Source organism: Kitasatospora sp. NPDC051702, assembly GCF_040681575.1.
Taxonomy (GTDB): Bacteria; Actinomycetota; Actinomycetes; order Streptomycetales; family Streptomycetaceae; genus Kitasatospora.
This window is the reverse complement of sequence record NZ_JBFAZB010000041.1, coordinates 69,920-93,226: the sequence shown is the minus strand read 5'-3', so window position 1 is coordinate 93,226 and position 23,307 is coordinate 69,920. Positions and strand designations below refer to the sequence as shown.

Here is a 23,307-nt window from a genome sequence, read left to right as displayed (position 1 = left end):
TCCGACAGCAGGCCGTCCACGCCCTCCCGGTCGGTGGTGTGGTCGTCCGCGAACCGACGGTCACCCGTCGCGTCCGGCACGTGCTTCACGCAGACGACGATCCTCAAGCTCATGAGCGGTTCTCCTGTCACGGGTGCACTGGATCCATGCCTCAGGTGATGCCGAGGGTACTGAGTGCCAATTCCGGCCCGGCCGCGCCCTGCGCGCCGCAAGCGCCACCTGGACCGGCATGCCGTGTCGGCTCTCTTCGACTGGCGTCAGAGGCTCCACCGAGAGAATACGGCACTCAGTACCCCTGGTAAAGGAACTCAGTACCCTTCCTGGTGGCCGGGCGGCCTGGTCGTGCCGGTACGACCCCCCAGGGCGACGGCCGCCTCGCCGGTGTGGACGCGGAAGGTGAGCGACTCCTGGAGGTAGAGCCGCACCGTGTCGGCGTCGTGCGCGAGGTAGCCGACCGAGACGTCCTGGCCAAGGAAGAGCTCGAAGTCGCCGCCCCGGGTGGAGAGCAGGAAGGCGCCCTCGATGGCCGGGGCCCAGATGATGTCGCCGTCGAGGAGCCGGGCGAGGTGGTTGTGGACGGGGTAGCCGTGGTCGCTCGTCTCGTTGACGGCGGTGAAGGCGTCCGCGCCGAGCAGCAGCGAGTAGGGCCCGCCGACGCCGGCAAGCCGCAGGGCGGTGAGGGCCCGGCTCACCGCCTCGGGGTACTCCCGGACGTCGTCGGGCAGCGGCACCCGGGCGTTGGTCGAGGCGTCCCGGATACCCTCGATCGCGGCGGCGCGGTAGCCCTCGAAGACGGCGCGGTCCTCGGCCAGCGCGATGGTGCGGGCGGCGTCCTTCACGGGCTGCCAGTCGGAGTCGCGGGCGCCGCGCTCGACGTCGTCGACCGCCTCGCGCCGGACGGTGAAGGGGACGCGCAGCTCGACGACGGGCTGCGCGGCGCGGGCGCGGGCCTCGACGCCGTCGGCGGGCGGCTCGACACCGGTCAGGTGGCCGGTGCCGACGGCGGCGAGGGTGGCGCCCTCGGGGCCGTGCAGGTCGACCACGCGCCGCCCGGCGACGTGCAGCCTGAAGGTCTGGCGGGCCTCCTCCTCGATCTCCGCCCACGCGGCGGCGGAGACGGGGGCGAGGTCGCGGTGCAGGTTGTCCATGGTGCGGGGTCCTTGTCGGGTGGGCCGGCTCAGCCGGTGCCGCGCAGGCTGCCGATGCCGAGCGAGCCGTCCGCGCGGGGCGCGGCCGGGGTGCCCGGCGCCGGCGGTGCGGGCGGGGTGCCCGGCGCCGGCGGTGCGGGCGGCGGGGAGTCGAGCAGCGCGGCGGTCGGGACGAAGAACAGCGAGCCGGTGACGGCGGTGGAGAAGTCGAGCAGCCGGTCGGTGGTGCCGGGCGGGTTGCCGACGAACATGTTGCGCAGCATCTCCTCGGTCACCCCGGGGTCACGCGCGTAGCCGATGAAGTAGGTGCCGAACTCGCCGCCGCGTTCGAAGGAGCCGAAGGCCATGTTGAAGCGGACGATCTTCCGCTCCTCGCCGTCCGGGCCGGTGACGACGGTCAGCGCCACGTGCGAGTCGGCGGGCTTGACCTCGTCGTCCAGCTCGATGTCGGTGAGCTTGGTGCGGCCGACCGCGCCCTCCTGCTCCTCGACGCTCAGCGCGTTCCACGTGTCCAGCCGGTGCAGGTACTTCTGGACGACGACGTAGCTGCCGCCGGCGAAGTCCCGGTCCTCCGCGCCGACCAGGGCCGCGGTCACGGCGGCCCGGCCCTCGGGGTTCTCGGTGCCGTCCACGAAGCCGAGGAGGTCCCGGTCGTCGAAGTACCGGAAGCCCTGGACCGAGTCGACCACCGTGGCGGCCCCGGCGAGCCGGCCGGTGAGCTGGCCGGCCAGCTCGAAGCAGAGGTCCATCCGTTCGGCCCGCAGGTGCAGCAGGAGGTCCCCGGGGGTGGCCGGGGCCCGGTGCCGGGCGCCGGCCACCTCCTGGAAGGGGTGCAGGGAGGCCGGCCGGGGGCCGGTGAAGAGGCGGTCCCAGAGCCCGGAGCCGATGCCGGTGACGCAGGTCAGACCGCCCTCGGGGGCGCGGAAGCCGACGGCGCGGCGCAGCCCGGCGAGGTCGGGCAGCAGTGCACGGACGGCGTCCTCGCCGCCGGGCTCGACGGTGAGGACCAGGAAGACGGCCGCGCTGGTCAGCGGGGAGAGCACGGCTTGCGGTTCGGCCTGCATGGTCGGCTCGCCCCTCCTCACCGCGCCCGGAGGGCGCCCCGCTCGGCGCGGTGGTCGCCGCGGCGCGCCGGGCGGCCGGAGCGGGACGGGGCGCCGGGAGCGGGACGGACCAGCGGAGATCTGATCATGCGTACGATTACACCGCAGAGCGGACGTTTCGGCACGGGAGCGGGCGCCCGAACGGAGCACCGGGCGGCGCGACGGAGGTCCGGCGGGCAGGGCGGCCGCCGCCCCGGACGTGCGGCAGGGGCGGGCGCCGTCGCGCACCCGCCACTGCCACTGCCACTGCCACGCCGACGGCTCAGGCCCGCAGCGCCGCCAGCTGCTCGGCGAACGGCACCACCTGGTCCGGCAGGGTCGGCGCCGCCGGGCCGCGGCCGGCCAGCAGCGCGGCCAGCTCGCCCGCCGCCCGGTCGATCCGGCCCGGGAGGCCCTCGGTGAGCCCGTCCCCGCCGGCACCCCAGTCGTCGGTGGCCGCGTAGACGGCGGTCGGCACCACCACCGCCCGCAGGTAGGCGAAGAGCGGCCGGACGGCGTGCTCCAGGGCGAGCGAGTGCCGGGGCGTGCCGCCGGTGGCGGCGATCAGCACCGGCTTGCCGGCGAGCGCGTCGTGGTCGATCACGTCGAAGAAGGACTTGAACAGACCGCTGTAGGAGGCGGTGAAGACCGGCGTCACCGCGATCACGGCGTCCGCCTCCGTCACCGCCCCGACCGCAGCCCGCAGCGCCGCACCGGGGAAGCCGGTGACCAGGTTGTTGGCGATCTCGACCGCCAGGTCGCGCAGTTCGACCACCGTCACGTCGGCCGCGGCGCCCTCCGGCAGCCCCGCCCGCGCGGCCAGCTGCCGGTCCGTCGACCCGGCGAGCCGGTCGGCCAGCAGTCTGGTCGAGGACGGCTTGCTCAGCCCGGCACTCACCACCACCAGCTTGAACGCGTTCACTCGGCCACCTCCACGGCTTCCTCGTCCCGGGCCGCCACCCGGGCGGCGTGCGTCGGCCCGTCCGGCACCCCGGCCGGGCGGCCCTTGGCGAACTCCTCGCGCAGCACCGGCACGACCTCCTCGCCGAGCAGGTCCAGCTGCTCCAGGACGGTCTTCAGCGGCAGGCCGGCGTGGTCCATCAGGAACAGCTGGCGCTGGTAGTCGCCGAAGGTCTCGCGGAAGGACAGCGTCTTCTCGACGACCTCCTGCGGGCTGCCGACGGTCAGCGGGGTCTGCTCGGTGAACTCTTCCAGCGAGGGCCCGTGCCCGTACACCGGCGCGTTGTCGAAGTACGGACGGAACTCCCGCACCGCGTCCTGCGAGTTGCGGCGCATGAACACCTGGCCGCCGAGGCCGACGTACGCCTGCTCCGGCGTGCCGTGGCCGTAGTGGGCGTAGCGCTCGCGGTAGAGGCCGACCAGCTTCCGGAAGTGCTCCTTGGGCCAGAAGATGTTGTTCGCGAAGAAGCCGTCCCCGTAGTAGGCGGCCTGTTCGGCGATCTCCGGGCTGCGGATCGAGCCGTGCCAGACGAACGGCGGGACGCCGTCCAGCGGGCGCGGGGTGGCGGTGAAGGACTGCAGCGGGGTGCGGAAGCGACCCTCCCAGTCCACCACGTCCTCGCGCCAGAGCTGGTGCAGCAGTGCGTAGTTCTCGATCGCGAGCGGGATGCCCTGGCGGATGTCCTGGCCGAACCACGGGTAGACCGGGCCGGTGTTGCCGCGGCCCATCATGAGGTCCACCCGGCCGTCGGCCAGGTGCTGGAGCATCGCGTAGTCCTCGGCGATCTTCACCGGGTCGTTGGTGGTGATCAGGGTGGTCGAGGTGGAGAGGATGATGCGCTCGGTCTGCGCGGCGACGTAGCCGAGCATCGTCGTCGGCGAGGACGGGACGAACGGCGGGTTGTGGTGCTCGCCCGTCGCGAAGACGTCGAGGCCGACCTCCTCGGCCTTGCGCGCGATGGCCACCATGGCCTTGATCCGCTCGTGCTCGCTCGGGGTGCGTCCGGTGGTCGGGTCGGGGGTGACGTCGCCGACGGTGAAGATTCCGAACTGCATGCTGCTCACCACACTCCAGGTCGGCCCGGGCCTGCGGGCCCGGGCTCCGTGGCCCTCCCGGGCCAGATCGTCAAACTTTCAACCACCTTAGCACCGGGGTGCGCCCCACTATTCCCACCGGGCGCCCCCGCCCCGGACGCACCGCTCCCCCGCCGGCCGCCGGCCCCGCGGGATCCACGGGACCCGCCCACAATTGAGGGAGGAGCTCCGGAAGGGCGGCGAACCGATGGCGGCGTACATCGCGGTGAGCGCGCTGAGCCACGAGGGCCTGGTGCGGGAACACAACGAGGACAGCCTCACGGTCGGCCCGTGGACGCTCTGCGCCACCGTGACCGGCAACCCGCAGACCCTGCTGTTCCCGCTCGGCCCGCCCTGCGTGGTCGCCGTCGCCGACGGGCTCGGCGGCCACCCCGGCGGCGAGGTCGCCAGCTCCCTGGTCGCCCGCCGGCTGGCCGCCGACGGCGCCGGACTGACCGACGAGGAGGCCGTCCGGGAGGAGCTCCAGGACTGCAACCGCGCGGTCTACGCGGCCGCCGGCGGCGACCCCGGGCTCGCCGCCATGGGCACCACGGTGGCCGGCCTCGTCCTGCTGCCCGACCAGGCCCTGGCCTTCAACGTCGGCGACAGCCGGGTCTACCGGATCACCGCGGACGGCCTGCACCGGGTGAGCGTCGACGACAGCCCCCCGCTGCCGCCCGGCCGGCGCACCACCTCCGTGGTCACCCAGACCCTGGGCGGCTCGCTCGGACTGACCTTCGTCGAGCCGCACCTGCGCACCGAGCCGCTGGCCACCGGCGACCGCTACCTGGTGTGCAGCGACGGACTGACCGACCCGGTGCCGGAGGAGGAGCTCGCGGACCTGCTGGCCCGCTCCTCGGGCGGCTCGGAGCGCGCCGACGGGAAGGCCGCCTTCGACCTGTGGAAGGCGGCCGTCGAGGCGGGCGGGCCGGACAACATCACCCTGGCGCTGGTCCGGATCGGCGAGTAGGCGCCCCGCGGGGGAAGCGGACCGCAGGACGGGGAAGCGGACCCGCCCCGGCGGGGCGCCGAAGCGCTCCCGCCGGGGCGGTCACCTGTCCGTGATCGGTCGCTCCGGGGCGCCGTCAGAGTTCGCTCGTGACGCTCACCCCGCCGAAGCCCTGCTGGGCGTAGAGGCTGAAGTAGACGTAGCCGGCCGGCGGATCGGTGACGGTGAGGGTCTCCGCGTTGTCCGGCCCCGCCGAGCGGGTGGCGTAGGCGTTGGTGTACGCCCAGCCGCTCGGGTTGTAGTAGAGGTCGCCGTTGCCGGTGCCGCCGCTGGTGGTGATCCTCACCTGCTTGGTGCCGGCCGGCACCAGCAGGTAGAAGTGCGCGTAGTTGCCGGTGGTGGCCGCGATGTTGCTGCGCGCGCAGTTGGCGTCCAGCTTGCGGACGTCGGTGCCCGCGCACTCCGGCAGCTGCGGCTGGGTGGGCGTGCCGCCGGCGCAGGCGCCGCTGGCGCACCTGGTCAGCCAGGCGTCGAAGTCGGCGTCGTACCGGGTGCCGATGGTGGTCTTGAGCAGGGTCCGGGCTCCGGCCCAGTCGCCCGTGCGGTACTCGGCGAGTACGGCGTCGAGGTCGGAGCGGTGCTGCTCCAGCATGTAGCGGACGGCGAGGTAGCCCCAGCGGTAGACCCGGTCCTGGTCACCGTAGCCGGTGTCGAAGAGGTCGCTCAGCTTGTAGGTGTGCCGGGCGGCCGCCGCGATGGCACCGTCGTTGACGACCTTGCGGTACGCGTAGGACACGTACTCCGCGAAGCCCTCGACCCACCAGACGGTCGGGGTCGACATCCCGGCGTCGAAGTCGCCGTACATGTCGAACCGGCCGTCGAGGAAGTGCGTGTACTCGTGGTTGAGGTTCCAGATCTCGAACGAGGGGCGGGCCCACTCGGCCTCGTAGGCGACGAACCGCGGCTGGTTGCCGGCCTTGGCCGGGTCGCCCTCCAGGTACATGCCGCCGTTGTTGGTGTTGATCGCGTAGATGACGGCGGCCAGCACCTGGTAGTCGAAGGAGGAGTGGAAGACCACGACCTCGATCGTCCGGTTGTTGTCGTCCCGGACCGGGCCGTTGTCGCGCGCGACGGTGTGGAAGAAGGCGTCCTGGCCGGTCAGGCTGGTGCAGGCGGTGCCGAGTTGAGTGGTGTCCAACGCCTGGGCGAGGATCGTGATGCTCGGGCTGCAGGTGTACGAGACCGGCAGGTTGGCGGCCTTGAAGCGGGCCGCGTCGTCGCAGGTGCCGTAGGAGGCGCAGTTGGCGGTGTCGTAGAAGCGGACCGCGAGGGCGACGGCCGCCCGCTGGTAGCGGGTGCGGTCGGCCGGGGAGGACTGCGCGGCCAGCGTCTGCGCCCACGGGCGGATCCTGGGCACGAAGGACTGGTACTGCATGAAGCGGGTCATCTCGGTGACCGCGTTGAAGACCAGGTTGCCGTAGGAGCCGCCGAGCTGGTCGTTGTTGCGCACGGCGAAGGTGTACAGGGCGTCCAGCACGCTCGGGTCGGCCTGTACGGCGGGCAGGAAGTCCGCTTCCTGGTGGCCGCGGAAGAGCGCGGTGAACACCGGGTTCAGCGCGTACGCCATGTTGGCCGGGTTCCAGGTGGCACTGTCGTAGGCGGCGAGCAGCTGCTTCACGACGGGCAGGTAGCGGGCGCTGTCCTGGGCGCTGTCGATCAGCGTGGTCGCCCGGCCGAGCGGGCCCGAGTTGTCGTAACTGACGTCCCGGGAGTGGGGGTTGGCGAAGAACGCGTCCAGCGCGGAGCGGGTCGCCGTCTTCAGGGCGGCGCCGTACGGGCCCACCACGTCCGCGTTGTAGAACTGCACGAAGTAGCCGGCCTGCAGGTAGTACATCAGCTGCGTGATCGACGAGTCGTTGGTACCCCGGTAGCCGCCGGCGGCGTCGCGCACCGCGTAGGCCACGGTGACCATCTGGGACTCACGGAAGGCCGCCGCCGCGTCGCCGCGGCCGATCTGGAACAGGCTGCTGATGCAGTCCAGGTCCACGGACTTGATCTGCTGCACGAGGGCGCCACCGGTGCGGCCGGTGAAGTCGCCGACGTTGCAGGCCGCCGCGGCGCCGGCACCGGCCGCGCCGGAGCCGAGGGCCTTGGCGGCGGACCGCCCGGACGCCGCCGGATCCGCCGACTCCAGGGCCAGCGGGGCGGGTTGGCGGGGCGGGAGGGCGCTACGGCCGTCCGCCGCCTCCGCGGCGGCCTGCGCCGGGGAGGCGCCGATCGCGGGCGGCGGGGCCGGCGCGGTCGGCGCGGGACGGGTCGCGGTGGCGTCGCCGGGGCTCGGGGCGGCGGCGGGGGCGGCCTGGCTGCGCGGGGCGAACAGGCCGACCGTCAGGAGCAGGGTCAGGGCGAGCGTCAACAGTCTTGCCAGCTGCGGGAGTCGCAACGGGCGTGGGGTACTCACGTGGGGGCCTCCGGGCCGTCGTCGGCCGCGCTGGGGGTGCGGCCGGTGTGGGGGCGAGGACCGTTGGCGGCGGCTCCGCGTGGGGGCGGCTCCGCCGTGCACACGGTGGGGAGTGTGACATGTACCATGGCACACATCACATGACGTTGAACAGCCCCTGAGCCGAGATCGGTTCGAACGGGAACGGGACGACGACGAGGCCGTGGTGACGGTTCGTCACCACGGCCTCGTCGCGGACCCTCCGGGCGCCACGGTCCACGGACCCGCTCCGCCCCGCCGGCGGTCCGGGGCGCTACTTGCGCAGCAGCAGGATCGCGCCAGCCGTCACCAGGCCGACCAGGACGGCGGCCGCCCCGTAGGCCAGCCGGTGCGCGCGCAGCACCGGCAGGAAGCGGTCCACGGCGTACCGGCCCGGGCCGGTCAGCGCGAGCGCCGCGGCACCCGCGGTCAGCAGCAGCTCGTACTCGCTGCCCTTCGGGGCGAAGAAGCCGCCGCCCCAGGTGACGGCGATCGCGTTGACCATCGTCCCGACGATCGCGGCACCCGCCAGCGGCGTCAACAGGCCGACGGCGAGCGCGAGTCCGCCGAGCGTCTCGGTGAGGCCGGCGACCACGGCCATGGTGTCGCCCGCCGGGTAGCCGCTCATGGTGAAGAACTGACCGGTGCCGTCGATCCCCCCGCCGCCGAACCAGCCGAACAGCTTCTGGCTGCCGTGCGCGGCCATGGTCAGGCCGAGGACCAGGCGCAGGAGCAGGAGTCCGGCGTCGTAGGCGTGCGGCGAGGTCGCCGCGGGACCGGGGGTCGCCCGGCCCGGGCGGACGGTGGCGGTGGTGGGGGCGGTCGTGCTCGGGCTGCTGCTCGGCATGCGCGTCTCCATCGATCGGGGTCGGTCGTAGGGGTGTGGCGGTGCAGCACGGGCGGGGCCGTCGCCCCGCAGCTGTTGTTCAAATTTGAACCGGCCGCTCCTCGACCGTACCTTGGAGTTCGAATTTGAACAACTGACGGTCCGTGAGCGACTCGCGGGCCGGACCCCGCCCGGGGCAGGGTGGAGACATGGCCCAACGCAGGCACCACCGACCGGCCGCGGACCCCGGCACGCCGTACGCCCAGGCCCTCGCGGCCTTCGACGAACGCGTCCGCCTGATCGCCCCCGACCAGTGGGGCGCCCCCACCCCGTGCGCCGACTGGTCCGTCCGCGACCTCGTCAACCACCTCACCGGCGAACAGCTCTGGATCCCCGAACTCCTGATGGGCGCCACCGTCTCCGAGGTCGGCGGGCGCTTCGACGGCGACGTCCTCGGCAGTGACCCCGTCGCCGCCTGGGCCGGTGCCGCCGCGGCCGCCCGGGAGGCCTTCGCCGTCCCCGGCGCCACCGAGCTCACCGTCCACCTGTCCTTCGGCGACGTCTCCGGCCAGTACTACCTCGACCAGCTCACGACCGACCTCGTCATCCACGCCTGGGACCTCGCCGACGGCATCGGTCGGCGCACCCGGCTCCCGGCGGAACTCGTCGACTTCGCCCTCGGCGAGATCACCGGTTACGGGGACCTCTCCGGCAGCGGCCTCTTCGACCCGCCCCTGCCCGCCCCCGACGACGCGGGCCCGCAGACCCGGCTGCTCGCCCTCACCGGGCGACGCGACCACCCCTGACCTGCGGCGACACCCCCGCCCCCGCCCCGTCCGCGCCGCCCCGGGGGAGGATCCGGCGGCCGACGCCGGATACTGGAGGGAGCGGGGGAAGGTTTCCGTTCGAGAGGCGGGCGCGCCATGAGCCGCAGGCCGGACATCCTCGGCGAGTTCACCGCCGACCACCGGGCGGTCACCGAGCTGCTCGACCGGGTCGAGGCCGCACCCGCGGGCGCCGCCGAACGCGCCGACCTGCTGACCCGCCTCACCGACCTGCTGTTCACCCACTGCGCGGCCGAGGAGGAGCACCTCTTCCCCGTCGTGCAGCACGACGTGCCCGAGGGCGGGGCGCTGGTGTTCAGCAGCATCCACGACCACCTCGCGATCGGGCAGTACCTCTCCGACCTGCAGGGCCTGCCCGCCGACGACCCCGGCTTCGACCCCCTGCTGCGCGGACTGGCCGACACCCTCCGCCGGCACCTGGCCGGCGAGGAGAAGCAGCTCTTCCCCGCCGCCCGCAAGGCCCTGCCCGCCGCCGCCCGCGCGGCCCTCGGGGACCGGCTGCGGGCCGAACGCGCGGAGCCCGCCCAGGACCCCACGGACGCCGGGAACGGTACGGGCGGTGCGGGCGTCGGGAACGGTACGGGCGGTGCGGACGCCGGCCCGGCCGGAGAGGCCGCCGGGGCGGCCCCGTGACCGTCAGCCCTTCGGGCTGATCACCGCGAACCGGCCGCCCTCGCGGTCCCGCAGCCGGGCCACCCGCCCGTACGGCGAGTCGAAGGCCGGGCCCAGCGCCGAGCCGCCCAGCTCCTCGGCCCGGGCCACCGCCCGGTCGGTGTCCGGGACGGCGAAGGACACCTCCCAGTGCGGCGGCAGCCCCGCGGGGCCGTCCGTCTGCTCCTTGGCCAGCGCCGCGACGCTGTGCCCCTCCGTCCGCAACACCACCCGGTCGTGCTCCCAGCGGACCTCGAAGCGCTCCGGGTCTCGGCCGTCCCAGCGGAACACCTCGCCGTAGAACAGCGCCGCCGCGAACGGGTCCGGCGTGCGCAGCTCGATCCAGACCGGCGCGCCCGGCAGGTCCAGCCGCCGGGCCCGGCCCGGCGGGCCCTCCCAGATGCCGAACACCGCCCCGGCCGGGTCCGCGGCGAAGGCCACCCGCCCGGCGTCGAAGGCCAGCGGGCCCACCGCGAGGGTCGCCCCGCGCTCACGCACCGCGTCGGCGGCGGCGTCCGCGCTCTCGGTGCCGAAGTAGCTGGTCCACGACACCGGAATGTCCCAGCCGGCGCCCGTGACCCCCAGCCCGGCGACCGCCTCCCCGCCCGTCACCGCGTGCACGTAGGGGCCGAACCGGTCCGGGCCCGGCTCGAACTCCCAGCCGAGCAGGGGACCGTAGAACTCCTTGGCCCCCTCCAGGTCCCGGGCCATCAGGCTCACCCAGCACGGAACGGCCGCCACGCAGCGCACCCTGGCGGTCTCACCGCTGCCCATCCCGGACCTCCTCGCCACCCGGCCGCCGGGCCCCTCCCGACTCCCACGGCCCACCGGCCGCCCGGGACGCCCTCAGCCTAGGCCGCGCGGCCGAGCGCCCCCGGGAAGGCATGGCCGGGTTCAGCGGACCCAGTTCTTCAGCGGCTCGGTGTCCAGCACGATCCCCACCGGCTCGGGCAGCCGGACGGCCTTGCCGAACGGAACCGTGTGGGCGGTCTCGTAGCGCACGCCGTCAGGCTGGCTGTAGACGGTCACCTCGGCGGAGTCCCGGTCGATCAGCAGGTAGACCGGGACACCGGACTCGCCGTAGGCACGGGGCTTCTCTACACGGTCGCGCCGATCGGTGTCGGAATCGTAGGAGGCGACCTCGACGACCATCAGTACGGCGTCGGTCCCGGCCCACTCCCCCTCGCCGACGAACGCGTCCTGATGAGCCAGCGTGCCGTCCGGCCGGGCGTATCCACCATGGGGATGGGGACCCTCGATCCTCAACCCCTGGTCGTGCAGGTGGAGCTCCGGCCGGGCCCGGGTGCAGGTCCGGAACAACCACTGGACGATCCGGCCGTGGTCGCCGTCCGGCACGGGCTTGACCCGCAGCTTCCCGTCGATGAACTCCAGCCGGAGGCGTTCGAGGGTCCGGGCCGCACCACGGGCGAGCTCCTCGAATTCCTCCGGCTGCATCTGCGGACGATCGGAGATCGCGGTCACGGGCCTTCCTCCTCCACTCCGGCGTTCCCCGGGGTCAACGCGCCGAGCGGCGGGCGGTCACGGACCGTCCCGAGTCCGACGACGGTGCACGGCGGCTCGCCCGCGGCCCGGGCGGCGCGGGTGACGGGCACGCCGGGAGCATGTGATGCAGGTCACATCCGGAGCTGAAATTTCCGGGGACGGAATCCCCGTTTGCATCTTCGTAGGCACAAGCGGGGAGAACTTCCCCGGTATCCTGGAGGAGCAGTCGCCGTGACCACCGCAGCCACCGAGCCGGTCCGTCCCGTGGAGACCGTTCGCGCGCCCAAGCTGCGCGCCGACGCGACCCGCAACCGGGAACGGATCGTCCTGGCTGCCCGCGACGCCTTCGTCGAACACGGTGCGGACGTGCCGCTGGACGAGATCGCGAAGCGGGCCGGGGTGGGCAACGCCACGCTGTACCGTAACTTCCCCGACCGCAGGGCACTGATCCGCGAGGTGGCGCTGCTGGTCAAGAACCGCGTCCTGGCCATCGCCGAAACGGCGGCGGCGGACGCGGACGCCCCGGGTGGCGGGGGCCCGTTCGACGCTCTGCAGCGGTTCGCGCACGCGACCGTCGCGGAGAAGGTCGGCGCGCTCTGCCCGGTGTTCACCAGCCACGTGGACCCGTACGACCCGGACCTCACCGAGGCCCGTGAGCGCCTGACGGCCGCCGTGAGCGGCCTGATGGAGCGCGCGCGGGCGGCGGGCGAGCTGCGGCCGGACGCCGAACACGGCGACCTGGTCATCGCGATGAGCCAGCTGACCCGGCCGCTGCCGGGGACGTCCTGCCAGCTGCTCGACGACTTCGTCCACCGGCACCTGCAGCTGTTCCTGGACGGCCTGCGCGCGCCGGCCCGTTCGGTCCTCCCGGGCCGGGCGGCGACCTTCGAGGACTTCCGACCCCCACTGACCGACCACCGGTAGCACCACCGACCGACCCGACCTCCCGCGCCGTCCGGACCGGACCGCCGGGACCGCCCCGGCACGCCCGGGCCCCGACCGACCGCACCCGACCGACCGTCCGGCCGCGACCGCCCCGTGAGGCGGCGAGCCGCACGGTGACCCGACCGTTCCCGCACGCCACGCACCGTGAAGTGAGTACCCCCATGCCTGGAACCGACGCCCGACCGGCGACGCTGCCCGATCCCCGGCGCTGGAAGGCGCTGATATTCATCGGCCTCGCCCAGCTGATGGTCGTCCTCGACGCCACCATCGTGAACATCGCCCTTCCGTCCGCCCAGCGCGACCTGGGCATCTCCGACGGCAACCGCCAGTGGGTGATCACGGCCTACGCGCTGGCCTTCGGCGGCCTGCTGCTGTTCGGCGGCCGGATCGCGGACCTCTGGGGCCGCAAGCGGACCTTCATCGTCGGCCTGACCGGCTTCGCGGTGGCCTCCGCGCTCGGCGGCTTCGCGGCCAACACCGCGATGCTGCTCGGCGCGCGCGCCCTGCAGGGCGTGTTCGGCGCGCTGCTCGCGCCGGCCGCGCTGTCGCTGCTCGCGGTGACCTTCACCGAGGCGAAGGAGCGCGCGAAGGCCTTCGGCATCTACGGGGCGATCGCCGGTGGCGGTGGCGCCATCGGCCTGATCCTCGGCGGCCTGCTGACCGAGTACATGAACTGGCGCTGGACCTTCTTCGTCAACATCCCGTTCGCCATCGTGGCCGCCGCCGGCGCCGTCATGGTGATCCGCGAGCCCGCCGAGGGCCGCAACCGCAACCGTCTGGACGTCCCCGGCGTCCTGCTGGTGACCACCGGCCTGGTCTCCCTGGTGTACGGCTTCACCCGCGCCGAGTCCAGCGGCTGGACGGCCGGCAGCACGCTGGCGCTGTTCGTCGCGGCCGCGGTGCTGCTGACCGCGTTCGTGCTGGTGGAGCGGAAGGTCAAGGCCCCGCTGCTGCCGCTGCGCGTGGTGCTGAACCGCAACCGCGGCGGCGTGTACCTGTCGCTGGGCCTGGCCGTGATCGGCATGTTCGGCCTGTTCCTGTTCCTGACCTACTACCTGCAGATCGTGCTGGGCTACAGCCCGGTGCTGACCGGCGTGGCGTTCCTGCCGATGGTGGCGGGCATGATCACCGGCTCGACCCAGATCGGCGCCCGGCTGATGACCCGCGTCCCGGCGCGCTACCTGATGGCGCCCGGCTTCCTGGTCGCCTCGATGGGCATGCTGCTGCTGACCAACATCGGCCTGGACACCTCCTACCCGGTGCTGATCCTGCCCGGACTGGTCCTGATGGGCCTCGGCATGGGCACCGCGTTCATGCCGGCGATGAGCCTGGCCACCTACGGGGTCCAGCCGCGGGACGCGGGCGTGGCCTCCGCGATGGTCAACACCTCGCAGCAGGTCGGCGGCGCCATCGGCACCGCGCTGCTGAACACCATCGCGGCCAGCGCCACCACCAGCTGGCTGGCCGCCCACGCCGGCGCCGCGGCCGCCTCGCCGCAGGCCGCCAAGGCCGTGCAGTTCGGCGGTATGGTGCACGGCTTCACGACCGCGATCTGGGTGTCCTTCGGGATCCTGGTGGCGGCCGCCGCGATCGCCTTCACCTTCGTCAACGCGGGCCGGCCGTCGCTGGCCCAGGAGTCGGGCGCCGGTGCGGCGAAGGCCGACGAGGTGCCGGTGCTGGTGCACTGACGCCTGCGGGTCCACTCGGGTGCGTACGCGGCCCGTCCGGTGTCTCCACGACGCCGGGCGGGCCGCTCGCCGTTTCCGGGTTCCGGGCGCGTGCGGCCCGCACGCAGCGCCGGGCCGGCCGTCCGGCCCGGGGGGTCCGACCACCGGGCGGTCCGGGACACCCCGGGGTGGAAACGGGGATCACTCCCCGATTATGGTGGCCCCAGCGTGAAACGGGGAACTATCCCCGCTTCCATCGGACTGAGGTGCGTGCACATGACCCGGAATCAGGCCCCAGGGCGGGGGCGACGGGCCGCCGACTGGGCGGACGGCAGGCTGGGGATCCACACCCTGGCCAGGGCGAACCTGCGCAAGGTCTTCCCGGACCACTGGTCCTTCATGCTGGGCGAGATCTGCCTGTACACCTTCCTGATCATCGTCCTGACCGGTGTCTGGCTGACCCTGTTCTTCAAGCCGAGCATGGCCGAGGTGGTCTACCACGGCTCGTACGTCCCGCTGAAGGGCGTGCCGATGTCCGAGGCCTACGCCTCCACGGTCGACATCGGCTTCGAGGTCCGCGGCGGCCTGCTGATCCGGCAGATCCACCACTGGGCCGCGGTGGTCTTCGTGGCGGCCATGTTCGTCCACATGATGCGGGTGTTCTTCACCGGCGCGTTCCGCAAGCCGCGCGAGGTCAACTGGCTCTTCGGCTTCCTGCTGCTCTTCCTCGGCATGCTGGACGGCTTCCTCGGCTACTCGCTCCCCGACGACCTGCTCTCCGGCACCGGCATCCGGTTCATCGAGGGCGTGCTGCTGGCCGTACCGCTGGTCGGCAGCTACCTGCAGATGTTCCTGTTCGGCGGCGAGTTCCCCGGGCACGACGTCGTCCCGCGGTTCTTCTCCGTCCACGTGCTGCTCGTCCCCGGCGTCATGGTCGCGCTGCTGGTCGCCCACCTGATCCTGGTCTTCCACCACAAGCACACCCAGTGGGCGGGGCCCGGCCGGACGGAGCGCAACGTCGTCGGCATGCCGCTGATGCCCGTCTACCTGGCCAAGGCGGGCGGGTTCTTCTTCCTGGTCTTCGGCGTCATCGCCCTGGTGTCGGCCGTCGCCACCATCAACCCGATCTGGGCGTACGGACCGTACCGGCCGGACCAGGTCTCCACCGACGCCCAGCCGGACTGGTACATGGGCTTCGCCGAGGGCCTGATCCGGGTGATGCCCGGCTGGGAGGTCGGGCTCGCGGGCCACACCCTCAACCTGGGCGTGCTGATCCCCTTCGCCCTCTTCCCGGTCGTCCTGGGCGCCGTCGCGGCCTACCCGTTCGTCGAGGCCTGGCTCACCCCCGACGGGCGGGAGCGCCATCTGCTGGACCGGCCGCGCGACGCCCCCGTCCGCACCGCGCTCGGCGCCGCCTGGATCAGCCTGTACCTGGTGATGCTGGCCGGCGGCGGCAACGACCTGATCGCCACCCATCTGCACCTGTCGCTGAACGCCATCACGTACGCCGTGCGGATCGGCGCCCTCGCCGTCCCGGTGGCCGTCTTCGTGATCACCAAGCGCTGGTGCCTCGGCCTGCAGCGGCGCGACCGGGACAAGGTGCTGCACGGGCGTGAGACCGGCGTCGTCCGGCGTCTGCCGCACGGCGAGTACACCGAGGTGCACGCCCCGCTCGCGCCCGCCGAACTGCACCGGCTCACGGCACCCGAGCGGCCGCGCCCCCTCGAACTACCGGCCCGGGTCGACGAGAATGGTGTCGCCCGCCCCGCGGGTGCGCTCACCCGCGTCCGCGCGAGGCTGTCCCGCGGGCTGCACGGCGAGCACGCCCGGATCGCCGGCCCCACCGCCGAGGAGTACCGCGGGATCACCCGGGGCCACGGTCACTGACCGGGCCCGGCCCCCACGCCAGAGGGAGGACGTCGTGCACCACCGGACCGACCAGCTCGCCGACAGCAAGTACCTCCGGCTCACCACCTTCGGCGAGGACGGCAGCCGCCGGGACTCGCAGACCTGGGTCGTGGCCGACGGCACCGCGCTCGGCATCTGGACCCCCGCGCACTCCGGCGAGGCCGAACGGATCCGGCACCACCCCCGGGTGCTGGTCGGCCCCTGCGACGCCCACGGCCGCCCGACCGGGCGCAGCGTCCCGGCCCGGGCCCGGCTCTGCGACGAGGACGCGACCGCCCGCTACCGCACCGAGCTGATCAACAAGTACGGCCTGACGGCGGTGCTCGCGCTGGCCCGCAGCAGGTTCCGGGTCGGGCTGGCCGGGACGGTCGGCATCCGCATCACGCTCAACGAGGTGGAGCGCCGACTGGTCGGGCCGGAGTGGGAGCCGCCGACGGGCTACTGCGTCAACTGAGGCGCGTCCGCCGTCCGCAGCGGGCGCGCCAAGGCCCTCACCCGACCCCCTCCTCCGGCGCCTTCGCCAGGTCGGCGGACTCGCAGGCCTCCTGGCCCGTCCCCGCGTGCACGACCTTGACCGCCCGGCCGGGGCCGCCGGGCACGACCCGCTGCTCGTGCCCGCAGCGCGGACAGATCAGCGGGATGCGCGTGTGGTACGGCTCGCCGGTGTGGTCGCCCTCCGGGTGCCGGCTCACGTCAGCGGGTGGGTCGGGACGGGGCTGACCTCCTGGATCTCGCCGTGGGCCTTGGTGAGGAGCTGCGAGGCCAGGTCGTTGAGCGCCCGCGCCCCCGCGATCTCCTCGCCGACCCGCAGCTGCTCCGGGTCCGAGGGGTGGCGGCTGCTGTAGCCGTGGGCCCGTAGTTCACTGCCGTCGCGGAGCCGGAGCATGGCGGCGGCGGTCGTCCGCGCACCGTCCTCGCGGAACTCCATCTCGATGTGCCAACCGACCAGAGTCTGCATGGCGGATCACCTCCATCGGTTACTCCTCCAGAGTGCGCCGCACCCACCGTGAACACCAGGCCAGCCGATCCGGCATGATCGGCCGATGACGCCGATGACGCCTGCCCCGCACGCCCCGACCACCGCCCCGGACGGCTGCGTGCGCGTCCGGGCCGTGGACCGGGAGCCGGCCCGGTACCGGGAGCCGGCCCGATGACCGGCTTCCTCACCCACCGGGCCCGGGTGCACGACGCCGGGCTCCCGCTCCACCGCCGGCACGGCGCCCTGCGGACCTGCCTGACCTCCTTCGCGCCCTACGGCTACCACGCGACGTACCACCACCTCACGCTCAGCGCCCGGATCCCGCGGCTGCTGGAGGCCGACCCGGACGCGCTGGGGCGGGCCGTGGAGGAGCTCCACGGGGCTCGGGTGCTCTGGCTCGCGCGGGCGGAGCGGTACGCGGCGCAGCGGCGCGCCGAGAAGCGGGCCGGGCGGCGCGGGCAGGCCGAGCCGCCGTGGTGGCGCCGGCCCCGGTGGGGCGCGCCGGACGCGGCCTGGCGGCACGACCCGTTCATCCACCCGCCGCTGGCGCTGCCGGACTTCGTGCGGCGGCAGAACGCGCTGCTGGACGGCGCCGAGCTGCCCGGCTGCCCGGGCTGCGGCGAGGAGGGGCCGCTCCTGGAGCTCTCGACCGGCCACGGCCTCGCCGGGCTCTGCCGGGTCTGCGCGTGGGTGCGGCAGCCGTGTCCGTGCGGCGGCCTGCACAGCTTCGAGCCGGCCCTGCGGGTCGGCAGGAGCGGGATCCGGCAGCGGGAGCACATGACCGGCCAGGGCCTGCCGAACCCGCGCTGGCCTGGTGTCCGGGGTCCGGAGCGGGTCGAGCGGCTGGAGGCGTACGAGGTGCGTCCGTGCTTCGATCCGGCGTGGTGACGGGCCGGCCCCGGGACGCGGTCGCCCCCGCCGCTCGGGCGCGGTCGCCCCCGCCGCTCGGGCGCGGTGCGCCGGGACGGCTCAGGCGCGGTGCGCCGGGACGGCGACCAGCAGGGCGTTGCTGTTCTGGACGCGCACCTCGAAGTGGTCGATGTCCCCCGGCTGGAGCGCCGCACCGCCGCCGGTGCGCAGCTCGGCGGGGCCGCCCGGGTTCCCGTAGGTGCCGGCCGGGACGCTCCAGGTGGTGACCGTCTGCCGCTCGCCGGTGTGCGACACGGCGACCAGACGGCAGGTCAACGGCCCGTGGACGCCGGAGAGTTGCAGACTCACCTGGCTCCCCCAGGGCATCGCGTCCACGCCGACGGTGGCCCGGGCGCCGGTGCCCGGGTCGGTGGCGCTGAACTGCTCGGCGACGGCGACCACGGCCGGCGTGGAACCGGCGGTGAGCACCGCGGCCGTGACGGCGGGGCCGGTGGCCACCAGCACGGCCGCGGCCAGGGCCAGCACCAGCCGCCGCACCCGGCCCCGCCGCCGTCCGGACGCCACCTCGGCGACCAGCCGGTCCAGGAGCTCCGGGCCCGGACGCGGGGCCGGGCCGGCCGGATCGAGGCCGGCCGCCGTCGCCGAGGCGGCGTACTCGGCCAGCAGCGGCTCCACGAAGCCGAGCCGCGCCACCTGCTCGGTGCACTGCGGGCAGGTGGCGAGGTGCCGCTCGAACGCGGCGCGCTCGGCGGGTTCCAGCAGGTCGAGGACGTACGCGCCGACGTCGACGTGGTCCGGTCCGGCGCCGGGGACGCCGCCGGACCCGCCGGGGGCACCGGGCACGCCGGGGACACCGGGGACCTGCTCCGGGCCGCCGGGCACGGGGTCGGGGCGCTTGGTCACGAGGTCACTCCCCTCTCCTCCAGCGCGAGCCTGAGCGAGCGCAGTGCGTAGAACACCCGCGACCGGACGGTCCCGGCCGGGATGCCGAGTTCGGCGGCCGCCTCGGCTGCGGTGCGGCCCTTCAGATAGGTCTCGACGATGATCTCGCGGTGCGCCGCCGAGAGGTCGCCCAGTGCGTCCGCGACCGTCATCATCCGCAGGGCACGGTCGAGTTCGTCCTCGGCGGGCATCAGTTCCAGTGCCGCCGCGTCCACCTCCCGGGGCCTGGCCCGGGCGCTGCGGTGGCCGTCGATGACGATCCGCCGCGCGACCGTGACCAGCCAGGGCCGCAGCGATCCGGCCCCCGGGTCGAGCCGGTCGATGTTGCGCCAGGCCCGGACCAGCGTCTCCTGGACGACGTCCTCGGCCCGCTGCCGGTCCCCCGCGACGAGGTGGAGGACGAACCCGAAGAGCGGCCCGGCGTGCTCGTGGTAGAGGGCGCGCATCAGCTCCTCGTCCGGCGCCCCCGTACCGCGGGCGGACCTGCCGCCGCCGGGATGCTCCTCGGTCACCACTTCATCGTTGCGCACCCTGGTCTCCCGGTCGAGGGCGGACGGACCGCGGCGGTCGGCTCAGTAGCCGTAGCCGCTGCTCGGTGCACTGGGCTTGGGGCTGGCGGGGGTGGACGGCATCGGGGTGGAGCTCCCGGTGGTGCCCGCCTTGCCGCCGCTCGGGGTCAGCGCGAACCACGCCCCGCCGACGCCCTGGCCCTTGGTGTCGCCGGGCTTGGAGTCCGGCGAGTAGCGGTAGGCCGGCCAGCCGTTCAGGGTGACCTGCTTGGTGCCGTCGTCGCGGGTGACGCTGCCGACCAGCTTGGCGTCGATGCCCTTGAGCATGACGTTGCCGTTGTCCTGCTCCGGCGGCCACAGCGAGGCGCAGTCGCCGTTGCAGGTGGCCTTCGACGGGCTGCTCTGGTCATGGTCGAAGCGGTAGAGGGTGAACCCGGCGCCGTCGGTGACGATCGTGCCGAGCTTCGGGTCGGTGGCGGTCTGCAGGGAGGTGTTCGCCGCCGTGCCCGGCGTGCTCGGTGCCGGGGTGCTCGGTGCCGGGGTGGCCGGTGCGCTCGGGCTCGCGGGCGCGGCGGGTGCGCTGGACCCGGACGACCCGCAACCGGCGACCAGGGCGGCCGCCGCGATGCCGGAGGCGGCCAGCACGGCGGCCCGGCGGGTTCGGCGATTGCTGCGCATGAGGTGCTCCCGCGGTCGGTGGACGGGTGGACACCCTCAAGTACGCGAAGCGGCGCCCGACTGCTCAAACCGGCCCCGGCCGGCGCCGGAATACCCCGTCGGGGGGCGCGGTTGTCGCGAGCACACGGTCTGAACCGCCTCCTCCGGAAGGGAAGGAACCGCGAGATGAGCAGCACGGTCGAGCTGACCAAGGAGAACTTCGACGACATCGTTCCCGGCCCGGAGGGCAAGGACTTCGTCTTCATCGACTTCTGGGCCGGGTGGTGCGGGCCGTGCCGGCAGTTCGCCCCGGTGTACGAGAAGGCGGCCGAGCGCCACTCGGACCTCGTCTTCGCCAAGGTGGACACCGAGGCGCAGCAGGAGCTGGCGTCCGCGTTCGGGATCCAGTCCATCCCGACGCTGGCGATCATCCGCGAGGGCGTGCTGGTCTTCTCGCAGGCCGGTGCGCTGCCCGAGGCGGTGTTCGAGGACCTGATCGGCCAGGCCCGCGGGCTGGACATGGCCGAGGTGAAGCGCAAGGTCGCCGAGGAGCAGGCGGCCGGGGGCCAGGCCTGAGGCCACCCGCGTCGGGGCCCGGGGAGTCCTCTCCCCGGGCCCCGGTGCGTTCCGCGCCGGCGGCGTCCTCCCCGCCGGCGCCGTCCGGATCCGCTCCCCTCCCCCGGGCCCCGTCCCGCCGGTCGTCGCCGGTTGCGGGCCGATCGCCGGGGCGGACCCTAGAGTCGTCGCGACACGGCCCCGCACCACGACGAGGAGTGATCCCCCATGAGCACGTTCGTACTGGTCCCCGGATTCTGGCTGGGCGCCTGGGCCTGGGACGAGGTGGCCGCTCCGCTGCGGGCGGCCGGGCACGCCGTCCACCCGGTCACCCTGCCCGGGGTCGCGGAGCGCGCCGGGGACCGTGAGCCGATCGGGCTGGCGGACCACGTCACCGCGCTGGCCGACCTGCTGGTCCGGGAGGACCTCTGGGAGGTGGTGCTGGTCGCGCACAGCGGCGGCTGCGCCCCGGCGGGCGGGGTGGCGGACCGGATGCCCGAGCGGATCCGCCGGGTGGTCTACCTGGACAGCGGGCCGGTGATCGACGGCGGGTCGCTGTACGACCTCTGGCCGCCGGACTACCGCGAGGCCGCCGACGCCTCGGTGGTGGACGGCCGCCTGCCGATGCCGTCCTGGGAGTTCCTCGCCGCCCACGGCGCCGGCGCGGCCGGTCTGGACGGGGCCGCGCTGGCCCGGATCCGTGAGCGGGCCACCCCGCAGCCGGCCGGGGCCTACCGGGACCGGCTGCGGCTGACCGGCGCGGGGGCGGCGCTGCCGCAGGCCCTGGTGTCCTGCTCGTTCCCGATCGCCCAGGTGCGGGCGATGGTCGCGTCCGGCCACCCCTGGTTCGCCGGGCTGGACGGGCCGAACTGGGAACTGCGCGAACTCCCCACCGGGCACTGGCCGATGTTCTCCCGCCCCGACGACACGGCGGCGCTGCTGGCGGAGCTGGCCCGGCTCTGACCCGGTGCGAGAGCCGCGTCCGGGCGTGCCCGGGCGCGCCGGGGCACTGTCCCGACCGTGCCCCGGCACTGTCCCGACCGTGCCCGGTCCGCGTGTTCGACTGCGCGAACCAGGGCGGACGTCGCAGGATGGGCACGGCGCCGGGCACGCGGCCCGGCGCCGGTCCGGCGGGGCGGCCGGACCCGAGCCGAAGGGACGGGGCATGACCAGCACCGCCGAGGAGTACGACGTCATCGTCCTGGGAGCCGGCCCGACCGGCGAGAACGTTGCCGACCGGGCCGTCGCCGCCGGGCTGCGCACGGTGATCGTGGAGGCCGAACTGGTCGGCGGCGAGTGCTCGTACTGGGCCTGCATGCCGAGCAAGGCGCTGCTGCGCCCGGTGGCCGCGCTGGCCGACGCCCGCGCAGTGGCCGGCTCCCGGGAGGCGGTCGGCGACGGCCGGCTGGACCCGGCCGCGGTGCTGGCCCGGCGGGACTCCTTCACCTCGCACTGGAACGACGACGGCCAGGTCGGCTGGCTGCGGGACACCGGGATCGACCTGGTGCGCGGCCACGGCCGGCTGGCCGGCGTGCGGACCGTCACGGTGGAGGCCGAGGACGGCAGCGAGCGGGTGCTCACCGCCCGGCATGCCGTCGCCGTGTGCACCGGCAGCCGCCCGGTGCTGCCCACCGGGGTGCCCGGGCTGGCGGAGGCCCACCCGTGGACCAACCGGGAGGCGACCGGCTCGCCGTCGGTGCCCGGCCGGTTGGCCGTGGTCGGCGGCGGGGTGGTCGGGGTGGAGATGGCCGCCGCCTGGCGGGCGCTCGGCTCCGAGGTGGTGCTGCTGGTGCGCGGCGCCGGGCTGCTGCCGAAGATGGAGCCCTTCGCGGGCGAGCTGGTCACCGAGGGGCTGCGGGACGCCGGGGTGGACGTCCGCTTCGGGGTGGAGGTCACCGCGCTGGAGCGCACGGGCGGCACCGGGCCGGTGGTGCTGACCCTCACCGGCCGCGGGCCGTCCGGTGACGGGCAGGGCTCCGATGACGGGCAGGGCTCCGGCGACGGCGAGCGGCTGACCGTCGACGAGGTGCTCTACGCGACCGGCCGCGCCCCGCGCACCGCCGACGTCGGGCTGGAGCAGGTGGGGCTGAAGCCGGGCGACTGGCTGGAGGTGGACGACAGCTGCACGGTGCTCGGCGTGGACGGGGAGTGGCTGTACGCCGTGGGGGACGTCAACCACCGGGCGCTGCTCACCCACCAGGGCAAGTACCAGGCCCGGATCGCCGGCGGGGCGATCGCGGCCCGCGCCGAAGGGCGTGCGCTGGACACCGCGCGCTGGGGCGTGCACGCCGCGTCTGCCGACAGCGCGGGAGCGCCGCAGGTGGTGTTCACCCAACCGGAGGTCGCGGCCGTCGGTCTCACCCTCGAGGCGGCCGAGCGGGCCGGGCTGCGGGTCCGGACCGTCGACCACGACCTCGGCGCCGTCGCCGGGGCCTCGCTGTACGGCGACGACTACCGGGGCCGGGCCCGGGTGGTCTTCGACCTCGACCGGCAGGTGCTGGTCGGGGCGTGCCTGGTCGGCCCCGGGGTCGCCGAACTGCTGCACTCGGCGACCGTCGCCGTGGTCGGCGAGGTGCCCATCGACCGGCTCTGGCACGCCGTGCCCGCCTACCCGACGATCAGCGAGGTGTGGCTGCGGCTGCTGGAGGGCTGCCGGGGCTGAGCTCCGGGCCCCCGGCGGCGAGCACCTCCGCAGGACCCGGCGCGGCGAGGTGTGGCCGCCGGTGGACGGCGGGACACTGGCAGTCGGGGGCCGTCC

Annotated in this window: 26 protein-coding genes and 1 pseudogene; 11 read left to right on the top strand and 16 right to left on the bottom strand. The window is 74.4% G+C overall.

The window, feature by feature from the left end; all coding sequences use genetic code 11:
- The 5 genes and pseudogenes from AB0N04_RS28780 to AB0N04_RS28760 all read right to left on the bottom strand — a co-directional run.
- A pseudogene (locus tag AB0N04_RS28780) lies at positions 1–113 on the bottom strand (electron transfer flavoprotein subunit beta); the annotation flags it as partial.
- A gap of 195 nt (positions 114–308) precedes the next feature.
- Positions 309–1,148, bottom strand: coding sequence for a family 1 encapsulin nanocompartment shell protein (locus AB0N04_RS28775; RefSeq protein ID WP_360214257.1), 840 nt, complete (start codon positions 1,146–1,148; stop codon positions 309–311).
- A gap of 29 nt (positions 1,149–1,177) precedes the next feature.
- A complete protein-coding gene (locus AB0N04_RS28770) occupies positions 1,178–2,212 on the bottom strand; it encodes a Dyp-type peroxidase (protein ID WP_360214255.1) in 1,035 nt (344 codons plus the stop codon).
- Between the two features lie 301 nt (positions 2,213–2,513).
- The gene (locus AB0N04_RS28765) at positions 2,514–3,152 is read right to left on the bottom strand and encodes an FMN reductase (RefSeq protein WP_360214253.1); all 639 of its coding nucleotides are present in this window, start codon (positions 3,150–3,152) and stop codon (positions 2,514–2,516) included.
- Positions 3,149–4,246, bottom strand: coding sequence for an LLM class flavin-dependent oxidoreductase (locus tag AB0N04_RS28760; protein ID WP_360214251.1), 1,098 nt, complete (start codon positions 4,244–4,246; stop codon positions 3,149–3,151). The genes AB0N04_RS28765 and AB0N04_RS28760 overlap by 4 nt, the downstream gene beginning before the upstream one ends.
- Before the next feature lie 226 nt (positions 4,247–4,472).
- On the opposite strand from AB0N04_RS28760, the gene AB0N04_RS28755 reads away from it, so the two are divergent.
- Entirely contained in the window at positions 4,473–5,234 is a 762-nt protein-coding gene (locus tag AB0N04_RS28755) for a protein phosphatase 2C domain-containing protein (protein WP_360214249.1), read from the top strand.
- A 115-nt stretch (positions 5,235–5,349) separates the two neighbouring features.
- Here AB0N04_RS28755 and AB0N04_RS28750 read toward each other — a convergent pair whose 3' ends face one another.
- From AB0N04_RS28750 to AB0N04_RS28740, 3 genes are all read right to left on the bottom strand, one after another.
- A complete protein-coding gene (locus tag AB0N04_RS28750; RefSeq protein ID WP_360214247.1) occupies positions 5,350–7,674 on the bottom strand; it encodes a M9 family metallopeptidase in 2,325 nt (774 codons plus the stop codon).
- Positions 7,675–7,810: 136 nt separating this feature from the next.
- Positions 7,811–7,933 carry a hypothetical protein gene (locus tag AB0N04_RS28745; protein WP_360214245.1) on the bottom strand — a complete coding sequence of 41 codons (123 nt, stop codon included), beginning with the start codon at positions 7,931–7,933 and terminating at the stop codon, positions 7,811–7,813.
- Between the two features lie 33 nt (positions 7,934–7,966).
- Positions 7,967–8,539 carry a DoxX family protein gene (locus AB0N04_RS28740; RefSeq protein WP_360214243.1) on the bottom strand — a complete coding sequence of 191 codons (573 nt, stop codon included), beginning with the start codon at positions 8,537–8,539 and terminating at the stop codon, positions 7,967–7,969.
- Positions 8,540–8,727: 188 nt separating this feature from the next.
- On the opposite strand from AB0N04_RS28740, the gene AB0N04_RS28735 reads away from it, so the two are divergent.
- The gene (locus tag AB0N04_RS28735; RefSeq protein WP_360214241.1) at positions 8,728–9,324 is read left to right on the top strand and encodes a TIGR03086 family metal-binding protein; all 597 of its coding nucleotides are present in this window, start codon (positions 8,728–8,730) and stop codon (positions 9,322–9,324) included.
- Positions 9,325–9,441: 117 nt separating this feature from the next.
- The gene (locus AB0N04_RS28730; protein ID WP_360214239.1) at positions 9,442–9,996 is read left to right on the top strand and encodes a hemerythrin domain-containing protein; all 555 of its coding nucleotides are present in this window, start codon (positions 9,442–9,444) and stop codon (positions 9,994–9,996) included.
- Between the two features lie 3 nt (positions 9,997–9,999).
- On the opposite strand, the gene AB0N04_RS28725 is transcribed toward AB0N04_RS28730, so the two are convergent.
- The 3 genes from AB0N04_RS28725 to AB0N04_RS28715 form a co-directional block, all read right to left on the bottom strand.
- Positions 10,000–10,788 (bottom strand): VOC family protein, encoded by a 789-nt coding sequence (locus tag AB0N04_RS28725; RefSeq protein WP_360214237.1) that lies wholly within the window; start codon positions 10,786–10,788, stop codon positions 10,000–10,002.
- A 120-nt stretch (positions 10,789–10,908) separates the two neighbouring features.
- A complete protein-coding gene (locus tag AB0N04_RS28720; protein ID WP_360214235.1) occupies positions 10,909–11,496 on the bottom strand; it encodes a Uma2 family endonuclease in 588 nt (195 codons plus the stop codon).
- The gene (locus tag AB0N04_RS28715; protein WP_360214233.1) at positions 11,493–11,627 is read right to left on the bottom strand and encodes a hypothetical protein; all 135 of its coding nucleotides are present in this window, start codon (positions 11,625–11,627) and stop codon (positions 11,493–11,495) included. The genes AB0N04_RS28720 and AB0N04_RS28715 overlap by 4 nt, the downstream gene beginning before the upstream one ends.
- A 121-nt stretch (positions 11,628–11,748) precedes the next feature.
- Between AB0N04_RS28715 and AB0N04_RS28710 the strand changes: the two genes are divergently transcribed.
- The 4 genes from AB0N04_RS28710 to AB0N04_RS28695 all read left to right on the top strand — a co-directional run bounded on the left by AB0N04_RS28710 (position 11,749) and on the right by AB0N04_RS28695 (position 16,491).
- A complete protein-coding gene (locus tag AB0N04_RS28710; RefSeq protein ID WP_360214231.1) occupies positions 11,749–12,441 on the top strand; it encodes a TetR/AcrR family transcriptional regulator in 693 nt (230 codons plus the stop codon).
- 182 nt (positions 12,442–12,623) lie between these two features.
- Entirely contained in the window at positions 12,624–14,150 is a 1,527-nt protein-coding gene (locus tag AB0N04_RS28705; protein ID WP_360214229.1) for an MFS transporter, read from the top strand.
- A 255-nt stretch (positions 14,151–14,405) separates the two neighbouring features.
- Positions 14,406–16,016: a cytochrome bc complex cytochrome b subunit gene (locus AB0N04_RS28700; RefSeq protein ID WP_360214227.1), complete on the top strand. Its 1,611-nt coding sequence runs from the start codon at positions 14,406–14,408 to the stop codon at positions 16,014–16,016.
- 34 nt (positions 16,017–16,050) lie between these two features.
- Complete coding sequence (locus AB0N04_RS28695) at positions 16,051–16,491, top strand: PPOX class F420-dependent oxidoreductase (RefSeq protein WP_360214225.1); 441 nt, start codon at positions 16,051–16,053, stop codon at positions 16,489–16,491.
- Between the two features lie 37 nt (positions 16,492–16,528).
- On the opposite strand, the gene AB0N04_RS28690 is transcribed toward AB0N04_RS28695, so the two are convergent.
- Both AB0N04_RS28690 and AB0N04_RS28685 read right to left on the bottom strand, forming a co-directional pair.
- Positions 16,529–16,729: a hypothetical protein gene (locus tag AB0N04_RS28690; RefSeq protein WP_360214222.1), complete on the bottom strand. Its 201-nt coding sequence runs from the start codon at positions 16,727–16,729 to the stop codon at positions 16,529–16,531.
- Positions 16,726–16,995 carry a DUF1876 domain-containing protein gene (locus AB0N04_RS28685; RefSeq protein WP_360214220.1) on the bottom strand — a complete coding sequence of 90 codons (270 nt, stop codon included), beginning with the start codon at positions 16,993–16,995 and terminating at the stop codon, positions 16,726–16,728. The genes AB0N04_RS28690 and AB0N04_RS28685 overlap by 4 nt, the downstream gene beginning before the upstream one ends.
- 192 nt (positions 16,996–17,187) lie before the next feature.
- Between AB0N04_RS28685 and AB0N04_RS28680 the strand changes: the two genes are divergently transcribed.
- Positions 17,188–17,904 (top strand): hypothetical protein, encoded by a 717-nt coding sequence (locus tag AB0N04_RS28680; protein ID WP_360214218.1) that lies wholly within the window; start codon positions 17,188–17,190, stop codon positions 17,902–17,904.
- 81 nt (positions 17,905–17,985) lie between these two features.
- Here the strand turns inward: AB0N04_RS28680 and AB0N04_RS28675 are convergent, their stop codons facing one another.
- From AB0N04_RS28675 to AB0N04_RS28665, 3 genes are read right to left on the bottom strand one after another with little or no spacing between them, the layout of a single operon-like run.
- Entirely contained in the window at positions 17,986–18,789 is an 804-nt protein-coding gene (locus AB0N04_RS28675; RefSeq protein ID WP_360214216.1) for a zf-HC2 domain-containing protein, read from the bottom strand.
- Entirely contained in the window at positions 18,786–19,343 is a 558-nt protein-coding gene (locus AB0N04_RS28670; RefSeq protein WP_360214263.1) for a sigma-70 family RNA polymerase sigma factor, read from the bottom strand. The genes AB0N04_RS28675 and AB0N04_RS28670 overlap by 4 nt, the downstream gene beginning before the upstream one ends.
- A 57-nt stretch (positions 19,344–19,400) precedes the next feature.
- Entirely contained in the window at positions 19,401–20,015 is a 615-nt protein-coding gene (locus tag AB0N04_RS28665) for a hypothetical protein (RefSeq protein WP_360214214.1), read from the bottom strand.
- A 165-nt stretch (positions 20,016–20,180) separates the two neighbouring features.
- Here AB0N04_RS28665 and AB0N04_RS28660 point away from each other — a divergent pair, with 165 nt between their 5' ends.
- The 3 genes from AB0N04_RS28660 to AB0N04_RS28650 all read left to right on the top strand — a co-directional run bounded on the left by AB0N04_RS28660 (position 20,181) and on the right by AB0N04_RS28650 (position 23,211).
- On the top strand, positions 20,181–20,570 hold the full coding sequence (locus AB0N04_RS28660; protein WP_360214212.1) for a thioredoxin domain-containing protein: 390 nt from the start codon (positions 20,181–20,183) through the stop codon (positions 20,568–20,570).
- A 207-nt stretch (positions 20,571–20,777) separates the two neighbouring features.
- Positions 20,778–21,512, top strand: coding sequence for an alpha/beta hydrolase (locus AB0N04_RS28655; protein ID WP_360214210.1), 735 nt, complete (start codon positions 20,778–20,780; stop codon positions 21,510–21,512).
- 202 nt (positions 21,513–21,714) lie between these two features.
- Positions 21,715–23,211 carry an NAD(P)/FAD-dependent oxidoreductase gene (locus AB0N04_RS28650; protein WP_360214208.1) on the top strand — a complete coding sequence of 499 codons (1,497 nt, stop codon included), beginning with the start codon at positions 21,715–21,717 and terminating at the stop codon, positions 23,209–23,211.
- Positions 23,212–23,307: the final 96 nt, after the last annotated feature.

Coding starts and splice junctions, on each gene's coding strand:
- AB0N04_RS28775 (WP_360214257.1), bottom strand. CDS start 1,148: ATGGACAACCTGCACCGCGACCTCGCCCCCGTCTCCGCCGCCGCGTGG.
- AB0N04_RS28770 (WP_360214255.1), bottom strand. CDS start 2,212: ATGCAGGCCGAACCGCAAGCCGTGCTCTCCCCGCTGACCAGCGCGGCC.
- AB0N04_RS28760 (WP_360214251.1), bottom strand. CDS start 4,246: ATGCAGTTCGGAATCTTCACCGTCGGCGACGTCACCCCCGACCCGACC.
- AB0N04_RS28755 (WP_360214249.1), top strand. CDS start 4,473: ATGGCGGCGTACATCGCGGTGAGCGCGCTGAGCCACGAGGGCCTGGTG.
- AB0N04_RS28740 (WP_360214243.1), bottom strand. CDS start 8,539: ATGCCGAGCAGCAGCCCGAGCACGACCGCCCCCACCACCGCCACCGTC.
- AB0N04_RS28735 (WP_360214241.1), top strand. CDS start 8,728: ATGGCCCAACGCAGGCACCACCGACCGGCCGCGGACCCCGGCACGCCG.
- AB0N04_RS28730 (WP_360214239.1), top strand. CDS start 9,442: ATGAGCCGCAGGCCGGACATCCTCGGCGAGTTCACCGCCGACCACCGG.
- AB0N04_RS28725 (WP_360214237.1), bottom strand. CDS start 10,788: ATGGGCAGCGGTGAGACCGCCAGGGTGCGCTGCGTGGCGGCCGTTCCG.
- AB0N04_RS28705 (WP_360214229.1), top strand. CDS start 12,624: ATGCCTGGAACCGACGCCCGACCGGCGACGCTGCCCGATCCCCGGCGC.
- AB0N04_RS28700 (WP_360214227.1), top strand. CDS start 14,406: ATGACCCGGAATCAGGCCCCAGGGCGGGGGCGACGGGCCGCCGACTGG.
- AB0N04_RS28685 (WP_360214220.1), bottom strand. CDS start 16,995: ATGCAGACTCTGGTCGGTTGGCACATCGAGATGGAGTTCCGCGAGGAC.
- AB0N04_RS28680 (WP_360214218.1), top strand. CDS start 17,188: ATGACCGGCTTCCTCACCCACCGGGCCCGGGTGCACGACGCCGGGCTC.
- AB0N04_RS28665 (WP_360214214.1), bottom strand. CDS start 20,015: ATGCGCAGCAATCGCCGAACCCGCCGGGCCGCCGTGCTGGCCGCCTCC.
- AB0N04_RS28660 (WP_360214212.1), top strand. CDS start 20,181: ATGAGCAGCACGGTCGAGCTGACCAAGGAGAACTTCGACGACATCGTT.
- AB0N04_RS28655 (WP_360214210.1), top strand. CDS start 20,778: ATGAGCACGTTCGTACTGGTCCCCGGATTCTGGCTGGGCGCCTGGGCC.
- AB0N04_RS28650 (WP_360214208.1), top strand. CDS start 21,715: ATGACCAGCACCGCCGAGGAGTACGACGTCATCGTCCTGGGAGCCGGC.